The sequence below is a fragment of the Nonomuraea sp. NPDC047529 genome, assembly GCF_040642995.1.
In the GTDB taxonomy this organism is placed as follows: Bacteria; Actinomycetota; Actinomycetes; order Streptosporangiales; family Streptosporangiaceae; genus Nonomuraea.
Map to the genome: position 1 here is coordinate 289,618 of NZ_JBEYTJ010000006.1, position 17,762 is coordinate 307,379.

Consider the following 17,762-nt stretch of genomic DNA (forward strand, 5'->3'; position numbering starts at 1 on the left):
GTCAAGGGATACCGGGGACGCCCGTCGTCGTGGACGATGTGGGGCATGACCGAGGACGAGGCGCGGGCGTTCCTGTGCGCCGAACTTCCCTCCCTGCGCCAGGAGGCCGCCGCCGGCGGCTGGACGGCGGCCCTGGCCGATGCGCTGACCGTGCTCGACGAGGGCGGCACCGCCCTCGACGTGCTGGCCCTGCTCGATCCCGCCCCGGCGGACGACGCCGACGAGGAGGTGCGCGGTGACCTCCAGCCGTACCTGCTGTTCGGCGCCGCCGGGCCCGAGCTGCACGGCGTGTACGTCTGCCCCGACGGCTGGTGCGGCCGCCGGGCCGGCCGCGACGCCAGGAACCGGCCCCCCGTCTGCGACCTGCGCCGCCGGCCCATGCGCTTCACGGAGTCGTGACCGCCGTGCTCGACGGGCTGCTCACCGAGGTGGGCAAGAAGGCCACCGAACGCTGGCTGTCCCCGGCCTGGCCGCTCGGCCTGTGCTTCGCGGCGGCCTCCTGGTGCGCGATCACCCTCGGCCACGCCCACGCGCTGGACCTGGGCCTGCTCGTCCGCCGCACCCGCGACGGCCTGACCCGGATCGGCGTCGACCCGGTGGCGCTGGTGACCGTGGGCGTGCTCGCCGTGGCGGCCGCCGTCGCGGCCGCGGGGCTGGCCCGGCTCGCGGTCGGGGCGGTGGAGCGGTTGTGGCTGCTGGAACGGCGCGGGCGCAGGCTCACCTGGCCGGGGCGGCGGCTCGCGCTGCTGGAGGAGCGGGTGCGGGCGGAGTACCACGGACTGCGGGTGTCCCTGGTGTGGCCCCGGTTGTGGGCGCTGCTGGAGGACCACCAGCGGGTGCCCGTACGGGAGGCCCGCGCGGCACTCGACACCGCCGCGCTCACCGCCGGTTGGGGGCTGCTGTACGCGCTCCTGGGCTGCCTGTGGTGGCCGGGGGCGGTGGTGGCGGCCGGCCTGCTGACCGCCGGCCGGTCGGCGGCGCGACGCCACGCCCACGCGTACGCGACCCTGGTGGAGAGCCTGGTGGACGTCCGCCAGCGCGAACTGGCCACGGCGCTGGGCGTGGAGCTGCCGCACGGCGTGATCACGGAGGTGGAGGCCGGCCAGATCAACGCCCGGCTGAACAAGGGCGGCCCCGACCTCCCGGCCCGCCGCCGCCCGGGGCGTGCCACTACTTGATCGCGGCCAGGTCCAGGACGTACATCTCGTTCTTGATCGGGTAGGTCATCAGCCGGTCGAGGCCGCCGTCGGGGTAGGCCATGCCTCCTTGCGCGTCCGGCCGCACGCCGAGGTCGGCGGAGGTGCCGGTGTCGGCGTCGTACAGCGTCAGGACGGACTGGTTCCCCGGTGCCATCAGGTCGACCTTGAAGAAGCGCTCCAGGGGCGCGTCGTCGCCCTGCTGGAAGTCGCGCGGCAGCTCACGCTCGTGGGAGCCGTCCCGGTCGCGGACGAACCTGCGCAGGATCGTCTGCACCCGCGTCGTGTCCGGGCACCGGCGAGCACCGCACCTGATCTCCTTGCCGGAGCGGTCGCGGGGGCGTTCGACCTTGACGGTCTCGTAGCGCACGGCCACGCCCGCGCACCGCTCGACGCCGCACCTGACCTCCTCGTCGGCCTTGACGACGGCGTCGCGCCGCTCACCGGTCTCGACGTTGAGCAGGTCGCGGAAGACCGCCTTCCCCCGGTGGCGGCCCACCCACGGCCATCGCAGGACGTGGTACCCCTCGGTGCCCTCCACCCGCTGTGGCGAGCCCCCGCTCAGGGGCACCCGGTAGACCCCGCCCTTCTCGTAGGCGAAGACCACGTCCGAGCCCGTCACCGCCAGCCCGTTGATGTGCCCCTGCCTCATGACGTCTCCGAGAGGGACGTCGGTCACCGGCCGGGACCGGCCGCCGGTGGCGGGGACCGTCCAGATCCGGGCGACCCGCGGGCCGCCCGCCTCCTTGTAGGACGCCCACCAGACGATGTCGCCGCCACCCGCGGCGACGCCGTCGGCGAAGATCGCCGATCCCTTCGTCGGGGGGATCTCGGCGATCCGCCTGGCCCGGCCGGTGCCCAGGTCGAAGGCCCACAGGAACTGACGCCTCCCATCGCTGACGCCCGTCATGACCAGCAGCGTCCGATCGTCGAGGAGCAACTGCGGGTAGTACGCGCGCCCGTCGGGCAATCTGACCGGGATCTTGTGCACCGCCTGCGGCCACACCTTCTCGACGGGCGGCGGAATCCGGTCGGCGGGGCGGCTGGCCGTGCCGGTCGCGCCGACCGCGGGCGCCGGCTCGGCCGACGCGCCCATGGCGCTCACCGCCACACCCACCACGCCCGCCACCAGGACCACGGCCGCGGCCGCGTGCATGGCGGCGGATCGCGCCCGCCGTCGGCGATGGCGCGTCTTGACCGTCGCGAGCAGCCCGGCCGGCGCCTGCGGGGCACGCTGCGCCGCCCCGGACAGGACGCGGTTCAGCTTGTCTTCCAGATCGGTCATCGCATGCTCCTGTGGGACGCCGGCGCGGGGGAGAGGGCGGAACGCAGCTTGTCCAGGCCGCGGAAGGCCTGGCTGCGCACGGTTCCGGGGGAGATGCCGAGCACCTTGGCGATCTCGCTGTCGGCGAGCTGTTCGTAGTAGCGCAACACCAGCACGGCGCGCTGTCTGCGGGGCAGCCCGGCCAGCTCTTCCCAGAGGCCCTGGTCCTCGTCGGGAGGGAGGAGATCGTGGTGCCCCCGCTCCGGCGGCTCTCCGATGAGCTGCTCACGCCTGTGCCGCCGCCAGACGCTGATGTGCAGCCGCGCCATCGTGGTCCGGACGTAGCTGTGCGGGCTGTCCTTGCGTCTCACCCTCGGCCAGGCGCCGCACAGCCGTACCAGAGCCTCCTGGACCAGGTCGGCCGCGTCATGAGGGTTTCCGGTCAGGACGTACCCGTAGCGGAGCAGCGCGTCCGTCTGCTCCGCCACGAAGTCGTCGAAGCCGGGTTCGTCATCCACGTGCAGTCCCTTCGGTAGTCACATCCCAGACGGCCGAAGGGATCAAGATGTTGCATCGCCGGGCGGGAGTTTTCCTCGGGGTCCCGGAGGCGTCGACGGAGGGCGCGAGAAAGCCCCCCGGACATGCCGATGACGCACGCGCCCCCGGTCCGAGCCTCAGGGCCGGGGGCGCGTGCGTCTCACGGGATCAGGCGTAGAGGAAGTAGTACAGGTACCGGTCCTCCCACTGGCATGAATAGTCGTCCCACCATTCCTGGGTGACGCCGTAGGTTCCGGTCCGCTCGCACTCCGCGTGCTCCCTGAAGACGCCGGCCAGTCTGTCGGCGTGCGCCGGTGCGGCCCCGATCGTCAGCGTCACTCCAAGGGCCATGACGGCTGAGACGAGAACAGCGCGTGCCTTTCGCATTCGTCCTCCTGCGGCTGGGGAGATCATGACGCAGGACATTATCACCCACCGCGCCGGAGGGATTGTCCCGACGGAATCGACCGAGGGCGGCCATGAAACTTTCATCGGCGTTGCCATGGAACGACGCACAGAGTTGGGGCTGCTGTCAATTGCGGAGCCGGACGGCCGTGAAAGGCCTCGTCGGTGCGTATCGGACCGCCTGGGCGCGGCATGGATGCTCTGGGGCCGTCTCCGCGCCTTAGGCCCCCAAAGTACGATTTATGCCGCTTTTTCGTTTGAAGGGAAACGAAACCAAGAAAACTTTGACCATCGTCGCGGACGTGTCATATCGTCTCCCCGCCCATATCGATGTGAGCCGCGACACTGAGCACGACGTTGTTCTCGCAGGCACCACCGTCGGCGTGCTGATCACGGCTGCCCCGGACGAGACGCGCACGGCCACCGGGAAGCGGCGACCATCCGACCAACCGGAGTCGCACCATGCAAGCTCGCATCCGCACGGCCTGGCTCGTCGGCCTGATGATGACGGTGCTGGCCGCCGTCGGTGTGCCGGCGGCCTTCGCGCCGCCGGCTCAAGCCGCGCAGACGATCACCAACATCGCGTACGCGCCCGCACAACCGGCCGGCAGCAAGGGGCACCTTCTGGACCTCTACCTGCCGTCCGCCGGCCTCACCCCCCGGCCGCTGCTGATCTGGCACACCGGCTCGGCGTGGAGCAGCGACGACGGCAAGGCCGGCGCGGACGCCATCGCGGCGATCTACAACCCGCTGGGCTTCGCCGTGGCCGGCGTCAGCGTCCGGTCCAGCTCCCAAGGGATCTTCCCGGCCCAGGTCCACGACATCAAGGCGGCCATCCGCTGGCTGCGCGCGAACGCCGCCACGTACCAGCTCGACCCCAACCGCTTCGCGATCATGGGCGACTCCTCGGGCGGCTGGCTGACGGAGATGGCCACCCTGTCCGGCGGCGTGTCGGCGCTTGAGGGCACCGTCGGCACGACCGGCGTCTCCAGCGCGGTGCAGGTGGGGGTCGCGTTCTTCAGCCCGACCAACTTCCTGCAGATGAACTCCCAGAACCTGCCGACCGGCGGGCTCGACCACGACTCGCCCGCCTCCCCGGAGTCCCTCCTGGTCGGCTGCCCGATCCAGACCTGCCCGGCCACCGTGGCCCAGGCCAATCCGATGACGTACGTCGACAGCAACGACCCGCCGTTGATGTTCATGCACGGCCAGGCCGACTTCCTGGTGCCGCACGGGCAGAGCGTGCTGCTCTACAACAGGATCAAGGCTCAGTGCGGTGACGCCACGTTCATCTCGGTGCCCGGCGCGGACCACATGGTCCCCCAGATCATGGACCCCGCTCATTTCGGCTCGCAGACCGTCTCCACCACCAAGAACTGCACCGAGACCGTCGGCACCGGCACGCTGAACCCCACCTGGGCCAACTTCGCGACCTTCCTGCGCGGCGGGCTCAAGATGGGCACCTCCTGCGAGGTCACCTACCTCACCGAGGTCTGGAACGGCGCCTTCAACGGCACCGTGGTCGTCAAGAACACCGGCACGACCCCCATCAGCGGCTGGACCCTGAACTGGACCTGGGCGGGCAACCAGCAGATCACGTACGCCTGGAACTCCACGACGACCCAGACCGGCACGCAGGTGACCGCCCGCGACGACGGCAGCAACACCTACATCGGCCCCGGCTCCAGTCAGAGTCTCGGCTTCTCGGCGACCGTCACCGGGACGAACGCCATTCCCGCCCAGTTCAAACTCAACGACATCCCCTGCACGCGGGTGCCCTGAGACGACGCGCGCCGGGGCGGAGCCGATTGACGACGGCCCGGCGCGCCCTCTCCTGAGGGCGCGGATTCCGGAATTGCATTCGAGAATCCATGGAGTGAAGCGGAAATGCGCATTTCCTGAATGCGCCACGTTCCGTCGATCCGCGGTCACGGAAGGTCGCGGACCAAGTCATTGCTTTATCCGACGGGCCGCCCCTATCCTTACCCCGGACGGCCCGCCGGCCCATTTCAGTTGTTTTCCCTGTCCGGCCGTGGCCGTGTGATTCCCGGAGCCGAATTGAATCGGATAAGCCGCCTTCCCCTGCCGGAGGCCGTTGTCCGGGATTCGTCGATGAGTAAGGGGACGTGTGCGTACATCCAACATGTTTGTCAGGAGCTTAGGCGTTTATGTGCCTGACAGCGTGAGCGTCGAGCAGGCGGTTCGCGAGGGCTGGTACCCGGCCGCGGAGGCCGAGGAATTCCGGCAGATCGGCGCGGCGGTGGCCGGGGACATGCCGGCGCCGGAGATGGCGCGGCTCGCGGTCCTGGACGCGTACGACCGCTGGGGCGAGTCGTCCCCGCGCGATCTGGACCTGCTGCTCTACCCGTCGGTCTGGCACCAGGGACCGAACGGCTGGCAGCCTCAGCACTACCTGCAGATGCACCTGCTCGGCGGAGGCGTGCCGGCGCACGAGATCCGGAGCGGCTGCGTAGGGATGATCAGCTCGCTCGAACTGGCGGCGAGCTACCTCCAGGCCGACGCGGGCCGGGACACGGCCGTGGTCGTCTCCTCCGACAATCACGGCACACCGCTGGTGGACCGCTGGCGGATGACCCCCGGGGCGCTGATCGGCGACGCCGCGGCGGCGATGGTGCTCGGCAAGGACTACGGCATGGCCGAGCTCCTGTCGGTGAACGTGACGGTGATCCCGGAGGCCGACGCGGTCAACGACGGCGCCTACCCCCTGTTCCCCCCGGACGCCACCGTCGGCATCGGGCTGAGCTTCGGCGACCGGCACGAGGAGTTCCGCCAGCGGCTGCTCAAGGCGCAGGGGACCGGGATCCACCTGACGATCCAGAAGACGATGATGCAGCAGGTCGAGCAGACCCTGGAGGAGGCCGGGATCGGGCTCTCCGACATCACGAAGGTGGCCTTCCCGCACGGCCGCCGCGAGGACCTGGACGGGCAGATGTCCTGGCTGGGCATCGACGAGGACCAGACGACCTGGGACTACGGGCGGCGCGTCGGCCACTGCGGCGCGGTGGACCAGTTCATCGCCTTCGAGCACCTGCTCGCGACCGGCGGGCTCGTCGCCGGCGACCACCTGCTCATGGTCGGGTTCGGCTCCGGGACGTCGGTCGCCGCGGCCGCGTTCAGGGTCCTGTCCACCTCTCCCGTCACGCGAGGAGCGCGCGCATGAGCGACATCACGCAGAGGCTGGTCGACTTCATCCAGGAGCACCTCGTCCTGGACGGCGACGACGTCAAGGTCGACGAGACGACCCCGCTCCTCGTGTCCGGTCTCCTGGACTCCCTGCGCACGGCGCGCCTGCTGAACTTCCTCCGCAAGGACCTCGGCGTCACGATCAGCGCGGCCAGGCTCGACCCCGAGAACTTCAGGGACGTCGCGACCATCGTGACGATGGTCAGAGAACTCCGATCCGCATAATCGGGACGAGGACGAAGTCATGCGGTACGCGGACACGTACATCAGCGGCGTGGGAGCCTACCTTCCCCGGACCGCCGTCAGCGTCGAGAAGGCCGTCGCCAAGGGCTGGTACCCGGCCGAAGAGGCCGAGCTGCACAACCTGGCGGGGACGGTGGTGGCCGGGGACGTGCCGGCGCCGGAGATGGCCCTGCACGCGGCGCGCAGCGCGATCAAGCGCAGCGGCCGGGCCCCCGCCGACCTGGACCTCCTGCTGTACGCCTCGACCTGGCACCAGGGACCGGACGGCTGGCCCCCGCACTCCTACCTGCAACGGCACCTCGTCGGCGGGGACGTCCTGGCCACCGAGATCCGGCAGGGCTGCAACGGCATGTTCATCGCCCTGGAGCTCGCGGCCGGCCACCTGGACGCCGCCCCCGGCCGGCAGGCGGCCCTGCTGGTCGCCGCCGACAACTACGGCACTCCGCTGATGGACCGGTGGCGGATGGGCCCCGGATACATCGGCGGGGACGCCGGCAGCGCGCTCGTGCTCTCCAAGGACGGCGGCTTCGCGCGCCTGAAGTCGGTGTGCACGACGACGGTGGCCGAGGCCGAGGAACTGCACCGGGGCAGCGAGCCCCTGTTCCCCCCGGGGGTCACGGTCGGGCGCCGGATGAGCTTCGCGGCCCGCAACGAGCAGTTCCGGCAGCAGGTCATGCCCAAGGGCGAGGCCACCGCCGCGCTGTTCAACATCCAGCGGGCGCTCATGGAGATCGTCGAGCGCGTGCTGGACGAGAGCGGGATCGAGGCTCGCGACCTCACCCGCGTGGCGTTCATGAACTACTCCGAGGAGATCGTCGAACAGCGGTGCATGGCCCTGCTCGACCTGCCCATGTCCCGCTCGACCTGGCACTACGGCCGCACCATCGGCCACTGCGGGGCCAGCGACCAGGTCCTCTCCCTCGACCACCTGCTCACGACCGGGCAGCTGGGCCCGGGCGACCACCTGCTGATGCTCGGCACCGGGCCGGGAGTGACCGTCTCCGGCGCCGTGATCAACATCATCGACACTCCCCAGTGGATCTGACATCGAAGGGAAACGAACACAGATGGTCGACACTCCGCGCGGAGCCCGGGTGGAACCAGTCGCGGTGGTCGGGATCGGATGCCGTCTTCCCGGCGACGTCCACTCGCCGGACGAGTTCTGGGACCTGCTCTGCGCCGGACGGAACACGACCCGGCCGCTGCCCGCCGAACGCTGGCGCCGCTACGAGACCCGGAGCCCCGAACACGCCGCCGCGCTGCGCGACGCCGTACGGCACGGCAGCTTCCTGAGCGACATCGAGGGCTTCGACGCGGAGTTCTTCGGCCTGTCGCCCCGCGAGGCCGAGCTGATGGACCCGCAGCAGCGCATCCTGATGGAGACCGCGTGGGAGGCCCTTGAGCACGCCGGACTGCCGCCGCACGAGCTGGCCGGGACCGACGCCGGGGTGTTCGTCGGCGTCTGCACGGCCGACTACGGCGGCCGGCTGCTGGAGGATCTGCCCCAGATCGAGGCGTGGACCGGGATCGGCGCCGCCACCTGCGCCGTCGCCAACCGCATCTCCTACTCCCTCGACCTGCGCGGCCCCAGCATGGCGATCGACACCGCCTGCTCGGCGTCGCTGGTCGCGCTGCACCTGGCCGCGCAGAGCCTGCGGCTCGGGGAGAGCGACGTCGCCCTGGCCGGCGGCGTCAACCTGCTGGTCACCCCCGGCCAGACCCTCACGCTCGGCACCGCCGGAGCGCTGGCCCCCGACGGGCGGTCCAAGTCGTTCGACGCCTCGGCCGACGGCTACGGCCGCGGCGAGGGCTGCGGCGTGGTCGTGCTCAAGCGGCTGTCGGACGCGCAGCGCGACGGTGACCGGATCCTCGCGCTCGTCGCCGGCAGCGCCGTGAACCAGGACGGGCACACCAACGGCATCATGGCACCGTGCGGGGAGGCCCAGGAACACGTGATGGCCCGGGCCTGCAAGCAGGCGGGCGTCGCGCCGTCCACCGTCGACTACGTCGAGGCGCACGGCACCGGTACCCGGCTGGGCGACCCGCTGGAGGCGGGCGCGCTCTCCGCGGTGTACGGCGCCGGGCGGCCGCCCGGCGACCCGTGTCTCATCGGCTCGGTCAAGTCCAACATCGGCCATCTCGAAGGCGCCGCCGGCATCGCCGGCGTCATCAAGGCGGTGCTCGCCCTCCACCGCGGCGAGATCCCGCCGAGCGTGCTGGACACCCTGAACCCGGCCGTCGCGTGGGAAACCTCGGGCCTGCGCGTGGTGACCGAACGATCGGCCTGGCCGGAGCGTGACCACCCCCGCCGGGCGGGCGTCTCCAGCTTCGGGTACGGCGGCACGGTCGCGCACATCCTGCTTGAGCAGGCCCCGCCCGCTCCCGAGGCCGAGGGCACGCCTGCCCGGTCGGAGCGGCTGTTCCCGCTGTCGGCCGCCTCGGAGCAGGCTCTGCGGCAGTACGCGGGCAGGCTCGCCGACCACCTCGGCGACGGGCCCGACCTGGCGTCGGCCGGGCACACGCTGGCGCTCCGGCGCACCCACCTGGCCCGTCGCGCCGTCGTGATCGGGACGGACCAGGACGAACTGGCGGCCCACCTGCGCCGGCTCGCCGACGACGCGCCGGCCGAGGCGGTCCTCACCGGGGACGTGCTGCCCGACCTCGGCCCCGGGCCGGTCTGGGTCTTCTCCGGGCAGGGCTGCCAGTGGCGTGGGATGGGACGGGAACTGCTGGCCGTGCCGGAGTTCGCGTCCGTCGTGGACGAGGTGGAGCCGATCTTCGCCGCGGAGATCGGCTTCTCGCCCCGGCAGGTCCTGGCCGACGGCGACCTCGACACGATCGACCGCGTGCAGACCATGATCTTCGTGATGCAGCTGGGCCTGGCCAGGCTCTGGAACGCGTACGGGGTCGCGCCCAAGGCCGTCATCGGCCACTCCGTGGGCGAGATCGCGGCGGCGGTGACGGCCGGCGCGATGAGCGTCGCCGACGGCGCCCGCCTGATCTGCCGCCGCTCCCGGCTGCTGCGGCAGGCCGAGGGCAAGGGCGCCATGGTGATGGTCGACCTGTCCTTCGAGGAGGCGGCCGAGCGGCTGGCCGGCCGGGCCGACCTGGTGGCCGCGATCTCGTCGGCGCCCGGCTCCACCGTGCTGTCCGGCGACGTCGCCGCGGTCGAGGAGGTGGTGAACGAGTGGCCGGCCGAGGGCATCGTGGTGCGTCGGGTGGCCTCGGACGTCGCCTTCCACAGCCCGCACATGGACCCGCTGGCCGTCGAACTGGCCGCCGCCACCGCCGACCTGTCGTTCGGCGCGCCCCGCATCCCCATGTACACGACCGCGCTGGCCGACCCCCGGGCGACACCCGTCCTGGACGGCGCGTACTGGGCGGCGAACCTCAGGGAGCCCGTCCGGCTGACCGCCGCGACGACGGCCGCCGCCCAGGACGGCCACCGCGTCTTCCTGGAGATCTCCCCGCACCCCGTGGTCGCGCACTCCGTCACCGAGACGCTCTCGGAGAACGGCTTCGAGGACGTGTACGTCGGCATCTCGCTGCGCCGGAACCAGCCGGAGCAGACGGCCTTCCTCGTCGCGGTGGGCACGGCGCACTGTCACGGCGTCGAGGTGGACTGGCACCGGCTGCAACCGGACGGCGGCCTGGCCGACCTGCCGCCGTACGCCTGGCAGCACCGCCGCCACTGGCGCGAGGCCTCCGGCGACGACGACAACCGAGGGCACGACGTGCACTCCCACACCCTGCTCGGCGCCGGGACCAGCCTCGCGGGCAGCCGGACCCGCGTGTGGCGGACCAGCCTGGAGGACGCCAACCGGCCCTACCCGGGCAGCCACACCCTCAACGGCGTCGAGATCGTGCCCGCCGCCGTGCTGGTCAACACGTTCCTGCACGCGGTCGAGGACGAGGACGTCACGCTCACCGACGTGGAGATGACGCATCCGCTGATGACCGCGGAACGCCGGCAGATCCAGGTCGTGCACGAACCCCCGGCGGTACGGCTCGCGGCCCGCACGCCGGCCGACCCCGACGAGCCCGAACCGGCCTGGCTGGTGCACGTCACCGCGGACGTGGCCGCCCCCGGCCAGGTCAAGCCCGACGTACTGCCGGACGCCGGCGCGCTCGCCCCGATCGACCCCGGGTTCGTGCAGCAGCGGCTGGCCGCCGTCGGCGTGCCCTCGACGGGCTTCGACTGGACGATCGGGACGCTGCTGGCCGCGCACGGCGCGCTGCGGGCCACGGTCCGCACCGGCGAGACGGAGAGCTGGGCCGCCGCGCTGGACGCCGCGATGTCCGTGGCGCCCTGCGTGTTCCCCGGCGATCCGGTGCTGCGCATGGTCGTGCACATCGACGAGGTGGTGCTGACCGGCGCGCCGCCCTCGACGGTGGTCATCGACGCGGAGATGGACCCTGCCGCCGAGGACACCGTACGGGCGCTGCTGGCCGACGTGGACGGCCGGGTGGTGGGGCACCTCAGGGGGCTGCGCTACCCGGTGATCGACGCGCCCGTCCCGGCCGAGGAGGATCTCCGGGGGGCCGGGGAGTCGTTCGCCGGCCTGGCGCCGGAGGTCCTGCGTGACCGCGTCCTGCCCGAGGTCCGCGCGGAGATCGCGGCCGTGATGCGGCTGTCCGCCGAGGACCTGGCGATCCGTCGTCCCCTGGTCGAGCAGGGGCTGGACTCGGTGATGACCGTCATGGTCCGGCGGCGTCTGGAGAAGCGCTTCGGCTGCCGTCTCCCCGCGACGCTGCTGTGGCAGCAGCCCACCATCTCCGCGATCGCGGAGCACCTGGTGACGCTTCTCGCGACCCTCGAACCGGCTCCGGCGACGGAGCCCGTACCCGAGAGCCTGCCGGTGGTCGGAGGCTGAACCGGTGGGCCGGGCGGCCCTCGGACCGCCCGGCCCACCGCGCCCGCCCCACTCGCCCGCCTCCGTGCGACCCGCTTGCGGCCTACTGGCCGCTCGAGTGGTCCGTGCGTCGGGCGGCGGCCTGGCGGATGAGGTCGGCGAAGGCGCGGACGGCGGGTGTGTCGCGGGCGGTCGGCCAGAGGATGCCGTACTCGATCGGCGGGGCGTCGTCGAGGGGGACGTGGACGATGCCCGGGTGGGCGAAGTAGGGGGCGGCCCACAGGCAGGTGGGTGAGACGCCCTTGCCGCTGCTGACCAGCGGCAGGATCTCGTGCCAGTAGGTGGCGACGGGCCCCCTCGGCACGGCCCGGCCGGACGGGGTCGCGGACGGGTAGTGGTGCTCGTGCCAGTAGGCCGGGACGGCGCCGCCGCCCACGGTGATCATCGGTTCGGCCGCGTAGTCCTCCAACGAGACCGAGGCACGCTCGGCGAAGGGGTGCCCGACCGGGACGATGAGCGCGCGGGGCGCGCTGAAGACGACGGGGCCGACCGTGACGTCGGGTTCGTCGATCGGGAGCTCGGTGAGCTGGAGATCGAGGGCGCCGGCGCGCAGCGGGCCGAGGGGATCGTAGAGCTGGACCTCGGTGACCTGCACCTGGGCGGCCGGGTTGCGGACGTGGAGCAGGTCGGCGGCGGCGATGAGGATCTCGGCGCACCAGGGGGCGGAGTAGCCGGCGCGGAGCGTGCCGGTCAGGCCGCGCGCGGCGACGCGGGCCTCGGCGACGGCCCGCTGGATCTGCCGGTGGCCGGGGAGCAGTCCGTCGCGCAGTTGCCGGCCGATCGGGGTGAGCGTGACGCGGCGGCTGGTGCGTTCGAACAGCGGGGCGCCGATGGTCCGCTCCACCTTCTTGATGATCTGGCTGACGCGGCCCTGGGCCAGCCCGAGCCGTTCGGCCGTACGCCCGAAGTGCAGCTCCTCGGCCAGCGTCAGGAATGCCTCGATCTCTTGCCGTTCCATCGCCTTGACCTCGATCGATTAGTTTGCATCACCGATTCTGCCGCAGATCGTCCTTGTTCCGGACAACGGAATCTTCGATTGTGGATATGCCGGAACGACGTCGACACGTCCGGCCCGATCCCCTTTCGCGTGCGTCCCTTGCGGAGCACTGCCACCGGACAGGAATCGTATGACCCTCTCCGTCACATCTCCTCCCCATCTGACCGCGCTGCGACGGCATTTCGCCGACCTGCGCGACCACCTCCATGACCGGCCACCGGGCCGCCCGGCCCGGACCCGGCAGGACACGGATCTGCTGTTCCTGCGAGCGGTGCCGCTCATCGATCCGCACGCCCGCCGGGCCCTGGAGGAGCTGAACACCCACCTGCTCCTCGAAACCGGGCTGACCAGCGCCACCGGCGTGCGTCGGACCCTCGAACGCGGCCTGGACGCCCTGTGGGAGCTGTCCTGGCCGGCGCAGCGGGCCGCCGGCGTGAACCCCGTCCGCCTGCACGCCTTCCACGGCGCCGGACTCCACCTCCCGCACCTGCAGGGCGGCACCGTCGGCCAGTGGCCGCTGAACGTCACGACCGAGGACGACGCCGCGGCGGAACTGCCCACACTGCGGGCCATCGCCTCCGCAGACCTGCACAACCTCGTCTTCCAGAGCGACCTCGGGATCATCCCCGCCCTCACCGGGCCGGCCCCGGACCCGGCATAACCACCCGGCCGTACCCATCGACCGATCAAGGAGCAAGTCATGTTGTTGCAACGACCGGGCGCCCACACCGTGCCCGACCGCATGAGCGGGCGAGCCTGGGCGATGTTGCTCGTCCTGTGCGGCGCCATCTTCCTCGAAGGCGTGGACGTCTCGATGATGGGCGTCGCCCTGCCGTCGATCCAGGCCGAGCTGGGCATGACCACCGGCGAACTTCAGTGGGTGGTCAGCGCGTACGTGCTCGGCTACGGCGGTTTCATGCTCATGGGCGGCCGCGCCGCCGACCTGCTCGGCCGCCGTCGCATGTTCCTGTTCTGGCTGGCGGTCTTCCTCGTCTTCTCCGGGGTGGGCGGGTTCGCCACCGAGGGCTGGGCGCTGATCCTGTCCCGCCTGGTCAAGGGCATCGCCGCGGCCTTCCTCACCCCCGCCGGCCTGTCCGTCATCACCACCGGCTTCCCCGAGGGCCGGCTGCGCAACAAGGCGCTGCTCGTCTACGCGGGCACGGCCGCCGCCGGGTTCTCCCTCGGCCTGGTCGTCGGCGGCCTGCTGACCGCGATCAGCTGGCGCTGGGTGTTCTTCGCGCCGGTCCTGCTGACCGCCGCGATCCTCGCCGGGGCGTTCGTCCTGGTGCCCAAGGACGACCGTTCGGCCCGTTCCCGGTCCGGGTTCGACCTCGCGGGCGCGATCAGCGTCACCGCCTCGGTGTTGCTGCTCGTCCTCGCCGTCGAACGGGCCGCGCACACCGGATGGGTCACGACGGCGCTCCTGCCGGCCGCGAGCCTGGCGTCGCTGGCCGCGTTCGTGCTCATCGAGCGCAGGTCACGTTCTCCGCTCGTGCGGCTGGGCATCTTCCGGTCCGGCCCGCTCGTCCGCGCGAACCTGGGCGCCGTCCTGTTCTCCGGCTCGTTCTTCGCCTTCCAGTTCATCGCGGTGCTCTACCTGCAGCAGTTGCGCGGCTGGTCGCCGTTGGAGACCGGGCTGGCCCTGCTCGCCATCGGCGTGGACGCCGTCCTGGCGCCGACGCTCACTCCCTGGCTGGTCAACCGCTTCGGCAACGTCCGGGTGATCTTCGGGGGGTTGCTGCTGGCCGCGGCGGCCTACGCGCTGTTCCAGCCGATCGCCCTGGACTGGACGTACGCCGCCATGTTCCCGACCATGATCTTGCTCGGGCTGGCGTTCGCGCTGGTCTACGGGCCGCTGACGATCGCCGCCACCGACGGGATCGCCGAGGAGGAGCAGGGCCTGGCGGGCGGCCTGCTCAACACGTCCTTCCAGTTCGGCGCGGGTCTGGGGCTCGCGGTGGTCACCGCCGTCGCCACGGCCGCGACCGCCGGCCGTACCTCGCCGCAGGGGATGCTCGACAGCTTCCACACCGCGCTGTACGTGCCGATCGCCGCCGCCGCGCTGGGCGTGCTGGTCACCGCCTTCGGCCTGCGCCGCACCCGGCCGGCCGCCGACCTCGGGAGCCGTTCATGACCGTGCGGGTACGATCGTTCGCCGAGATCGAGAACGAGTTCAACGCCTCCATCGGCCGGATCGGGTACGCCACCATGGTCACCGTGGACGCCAAGGGACGGCCGAGGACCAGGGTGCTGATCCCCGTCTGGGAGAACGTCGACGGCCGGCCGCTCGGCTGGCTCGCCACGTACAGGACCCCCGTCAAGGCGGCGCACATCGCCGGGAACCCGCACACGAACTTCTCGTACTGGATGCCCGGCAACGACTCCGTCGCCGTCGACACCGTGGCCGAGTGGGTGGACGACCTGGACGTCAAACGCCACGTGTGGGACCTCTACCGGCGGACCAGCCCGCCCGGGGCCGGCTACGACCTGGGCGACTTCTGGCGCTCGCCCGCCGATCCGAAGCTGCACGTGCTGCGCCTGGACACCTGGCGCGTCCAGGTCATCCGGGGCATGGACCTGCGTAGCCGCATCTGGCAGGCCACGGACAAAGCCTGAGAGGCCCCCGGACGCCGTCAGGGACCCGGCAGCGGGATGATCTTGCGGTACTTCCCGCCGGCCGACTGCTCCGGCGGCTCCCCGGCGCGCTCGATCGTGACGTGACCGGCTCTGTGCTCGGTGAGCAGGTGGACGACCCGGTCACGGGCGGCCTGCCACACCCGGTCCGCGTCGGCGCCGCCGGCGGCCCGCAGGCGTACCCGCAGGACGGTGGGCGCGGTCTGGACGAGCTGGAACTGGTCCATGCCGGGCACGGCCAGCGCGGTGCTGAAGGACATGGGGGAGATGCCGACCCGCTCGCCGCCCTCGGCGGGGAAGGTGAGCAGATCGGCCGCGCGCCCCTGCACCTGGACGGCCGGCAGCGGGTTGCCGCACGGGCAGGGGTCCGGCCGCATCAGGACGCTGTCGCCGAGGTCGTAGCGCAGGATCGGCTGGACCCGGTTGGCGAGGTTGCTGATCAGGACGGTGTGCGAGAGCTGCCCGGGCGGCACCGGCCGGTGGTCGGCGTCGACCGGCTCCAGGACGACCCAGTCGCTGTTGACGTGGTACCAGCCCTCCCGGCAGCCGGACGTGAGGAAACCGCACTCGCCGCAGGCATAGGCTGCCCGGACCTGCGCGCCGAACGCGGTGGCCAGGCGTTCCCGGGCCTGCGGGCTCAGCGTCTCGCCGCCGGGGATGACGAGCGCCGGACGGATGCGCAACCGCCCGGCCTCCTGCTCCCCCGCCAGCAGCGTGAGCAGCCCCACGAACCCCGCGACGCTCGCCGGATCGAACCGGTTGAGCTCGTCGACCATGCTCTCCATCGACTGGTCGGTCGGGACGACCCGCATCAACCGGCCGAGCCACGGCCGGTCCAGGGCCGCCCGTGCCGGCCCGGCGAGGGTGGCGAAGTGGCCGCGCGGCGCCGTGACGACGGCGGTACGGCCGGCGCGGGCGAGGGTGCGCAGCACGTCGCGGGCCGACAACCCGGCGCCGGTGCGCAGCCCGGTGGCGGTGTGGACGGCCAGGCAGTGGTCGTCCTGCACGAACAGGCCGCGCTGCCCGCTGGTGCCGGTGGTCGTGGTGACCAGGTAACGGCCGAGGAACCGGTGGCCCACGAGATCGGGGTCGGCCACGAACGCCTCGACCCGCTCACGGGTCACCTCGCGGTCGGTGGCCCAGTCGTCGAAGCGGGCCATCAACGCCTGCTTGCCGGTGACCGGGAGCAGTTCCGGGTCGTCGGCCCCCTCCGGCAGGTCGTGGTACAGCTCGCGGTAGTAGGGCGAGTGGGCGCGGGCGTGCCGCACCAGTTCGGCCAGCCGGGCCCGCCGCCGCAGCGCGATCGCCTCAGGGCCTTCCCGTACGGCGCGCCGCATGTCGCGGGCGAGCCGCCGGACGCTTTCCCCCATGATCGTCGCTCCTGTCTCCGGTGATGCGTCAAGGGCCAGGGGTGGGCGGCGGCACCGAGAGCAGGCCGCGCATGGCGACCTCGACGCCGTGCCTGGCGGCCGCCCACAACTCCTCCTGCGACCGGCCGAGCCGGACGCTGGCCAGGCCCGCCTGCTGAATGGCGCCCATCAGGGCCCCGGTCATCGCGGCCGCGGTGACCGGGTCGAGGCCGGGGAACGCCTTCAGCAGCTCGTCCGTGACGCGCTGCTGAAGGTCGAGCAGCAGGTAGAGCCCCTTGGCCTGGAGCGCCGGCGTGGTCAGGGCCAGCCGGGTCACGCCGGCCAGCTCCTCGGCCTCCTTGACGGGGACCTTGGGCCGGCGGTGGGCGGCGTACAGCTCGACCGCCCTGGCCAGCACCTCGCCGGGGCCCTCCGCCGGGCGGCGGTCCGCGATGGCCCCGGCCAGCACGTCGAAGTCGCGTTCCAGGTCGACGAAGAGCACTTCGTCCTTGGTGCGGAAGTAGTTGAAGAACGTCTTGGGGTCGACGTCGGCCGCCGCGGCGATCTGCGTCACGGTGGTCTGCTCGTAGCCCTGCTCCTCGAACAGGGCGATGGCCGCCGACACGATGCGCTGCCGGGTCTCCCGTTTCTTCCGCTCCCGCCGCGACTCCTGCATGCGGGTAAATATACTCTCGCTAGAAACTTCCAGCAACTGGAAGTTTCGCTGATTCAGAGCGTGCCGAGGTCGACCGCGCCCGGCCATGGCGTCGAGTCCGGCGTCATTGGGGGTGCAGCCAGTCGCCCTCCTGCCCGTCGCGGGTGTTGTACTCGGGGCGCTGCCGGCCGAGACCGACGGGCTGCCGGCCACCGTCCTGCGCGAGCCGCCACCAACGTCGTACGCCACTCCGCGGCGCGTACCTGCCATGTGGAGGCGCACGTCCGGGACGGACGGATGCGGCTGCGGGGCGCCAACGACGGCCACCGCCCGCTCGGCGAGGAGGGAGCCTGCGGGTCAGTTCG

16 protein-coding genes are annotated in these 17,762 nt (G+C 72.0%); 10 read left to right on the forward strand and 6 right to left on the reverse strand.

Annotation, left to right across the window (positions count from 1 at the left end; genetic code table 11):
- Positions 1 to 45: 45 nt before the first annotated feature.
- Both ABZ815_RS12970 and ABZ815_RS12975 read left to right on the forward strand, forming a co-directional pair.
- Positions 46 to 399, forward strand: a complete 354-nt coding sequence (locus ABZ815_RS12970; RefSeq protein ID WP_357697167.1) for a hypothetical protein — start codon at positions 46 to 48, stop codon at positions 397 to 399.
- Positions 396 to 1,178: a hypothetical protein gene (locus tag ABZ815_RS12975; protein ID WP_357697168.1), complete on the forward strand. Its 783-nt coding sequence runs from the start codon at positions 396 to 398 to the stop codon at positions 1,176 to 1,178. Before ABZ815_RS12970 ends, ABZ815_RS12975 begins: the two co-directional genes overlap by 4 nt.
- Here ABZ815_RS12975 and ABZ815_RS12980 read toward each other — a convergent pair.
- The 3 genes from ABZ815_RS12980 to ABZ815_RS12990 all read right to left on the reverse strand — a co-directional run bounded on the left by ABZ815_RS12980 (position 1,171) and on the right by ABZ815_RS12990 (position 3,384).
- On the reverse strand, positions 1,171 to 2,481 hold the full coding sequence (locus ABZ815_RS12980) for a hypothetical protein (protein ID WP_357697170.1): 1,311 nt from the start codon (positions 2,479 to 2,481) through the stop codon (positions 1,171 to 1,173). The two genes, ABZ815_RS12975 and ABZ815_RS12980, sit on opposite strands and share 8 nt — an antisense overlap.
- Positions 2,478 to 2,978 (reverse strand): SigE family RNA polymerase sigma factor, encoded by a 501-nt coding sequence (locus tag ABZ815_RS12985; RefSeq protein ID WP_357697172.1) that lies wholly within the window; start codon positions 2,976 to 2,978, stop codon positions 2,478 to 2,480. The genes ABZ815_RS12980 and ABZ815_RS12985 overlap by 4 nt, the downstream gene beginning before the upstream one ends.
- A 187-nt stretch (positions 2,979 to 3,165) precedes the next feature.
- Complete coding sequence (locus tag ABZ815_RS12990; protein ID WP_357697174.1) at positions 3,166 to 3,384, reverse strand: hypothetical protein; 219 nt, start codon at positions 3,382 to 3,384, stop codon at positions 3,166 to 3,168.
- 480 nt (positions 3,385 to 3,864) lie between these two features.
- Here ABZ815_RS12990 and ABZ815_RS12995 point away from each other — a divergent pair, with 480 nt between their 5' ends.
- From ABZ815_RS12995 to ABZ815_RS13015, 5 genes are all read left to right on the forward strand, one after another.
- A complete protein-coding gene (locus ABZ815_RS12995; protein ID WP_357697176.1) occupies positions 3,865 to 5,184 on the forward strand; it encodes a cellulose binding domain-containing protein in 1,320 nt (439 codons plus the stop codon).
- A 388-nt stretch (positions 5,185 to 5,572) separates the two neighbouring features.
- The gene (locus ABZ815_RS13000; RefSeq protein WP_357697178.1) at positions 5,573 to 6,583 is read left to right on the forward strand and encodes a ketoacyl-ACP synthase III family protein; all 1,011 of its coding nucleotides are present in this window, start codon (positions 5,573 to 5,575) and stop codon (positions 6,581 to 6,583) included.
- Positions 6,580 to 6,831 (forward strand): phosphopantetheine-binding protein, encoded by a 252-nt coding sequence (locus ABZ815_RS13005; RefSeq protein WP_357697180.1) that lies wholly within the window; start codon positions 6,580 to 6,582, stop codon positions 6,829 to 6,831. The genes ABZ815_RS13000 and ABZ815_RS13005 overlap by 4 nt, the downstream gene beginning before the upstream one ends.
- Positions 6,832 to 6,850: 19 nt before the next feature.
- Positions 6,851 to 7,894, forward strand: a complete 1,044-nt coding sequence (locus tag ABZ815_RS13010) for a ketoacyl-ACP synthase III family protein (protein WP_357697182.1) — start codon at positions 6,851 to 6,853, stop codon at positions 7,892 to 7,894.
- A 49-nt stretch (positions 7,895 to 7,943) separates the two neighbouring features.
- On the forward strand, positions 7,944 to 11,723 hold the full coding sequence (locus ABZ815_RS13015; protein ID WP_357697185.1) for a beta-ketoacyl synthase N-terminal-like domain-containing protein: 3,780 nt from the start codon (positions 7,944 to 7,946) through the stop codon (positions 11,721 to 11,723).
- Between the two features lie 82 nt (positions 11,724 to 11,805).
- On the opposite strand, the gene ABZ815_RS13020 is transcribed toward ABZ815_RS13015, so the two are convergent.
- Positions 11,806 to 12,720 carry a LysR family transcriptional regulator gene (locus ABZ815_RS13020; protein WP_357697187.1) on the reverse strand — a complete coding sequence of 305 codons (915 nt, stop codon included), beginning with the start codon at positions 12,718 to 12,720 and terminating at the stop codon, positions 11,806 to 11,808.
- 169 nt (positions 12,721 to 12,889) lie between these two features.
- Between ABZ815_RS13020 and ABZ815_RS13025 the strand changes: the two genes are divergently transcribed.
- From ABZ815_RS13025 to ABZ815_RS13035, 3 genes are read left to right on the forward strand one after another with little or no spacing between them, the layout of a single operon-like run.
- Positions 12,890 to 13,420: a hypothetical protein gene (locus tag ABZ815_RS13025; protein WP_357697189.1), complete on the forward strand. Its 531-nt coding sequence runs from the start codon at positions 12,890 to 12,892 to the stop codon at positions 13,418 to 13,420.
- Positions 13,421 to 13,459: 39 nt separating this feature from the next.
- Complete coding sequence (locus ABZ815_RS13030) at positions 13,460 to 14,893, forward strand: MFS transporter (protein ID WP_357697191.1); 1,434 nt, start codon at positions 13,460 to 13,462, stop codon at positions 14,891 to 14,893.
- Positions 14,890 to 15,375 carry a pyridoxamine 5'-phosphate oxidase family protein gene (locus tag ABZ815_RS13035; RefSeq protein WP_357697193.1) on the forward strand — a complete coding sequence of 162 codons (486 nt, stop codon included), beginning with the start codon at positions 14,890 to 14,892 and terminating at the stop codon, positions 15,373 to 15,375. The genes ABZ815_RS13030 and ABZ815_RS13035 overlap by 4 nt, the downstream gene beginning before the upstream one ends.
- Before the next feature lie 17 nt (positions 15,376 to 15,392).
- On the opposite strand, the gene ABZ815_RS13040 is transcribed toward ABZ815_RS13035, so the two are convergent.
- Together ABZ815_RS13040 and ABZ815_RS13045 are read right to left on the reverse strand one after the other, a co-directional pair.
- A complete protein-coding gene (locus tag ABZ815_RS13040) occupies positions 15,393 to 16,763 on the reverse strand; it encodes a hypothetical protein (protein WP_357697195.1) in 1,371 nt (456 codons plus the stop codon).
- Between the two features lie 28 nt (positions 16,764 to 16,791).
- Complete coding sequence (locus tag ABZ815_RS13045; RefSeq protein WP_357697197.1) at positions 16,792 to 17,418, reverse strand: TetR/AcrR family transcriptional regulator; 627 nt, start codon at positions 17,416 to 17,418, stop codon at positions 16,792 to 16,794.
- Between the last annotated feature and the right edge of the window lie 344 nt (positions 17,419 to 17,762).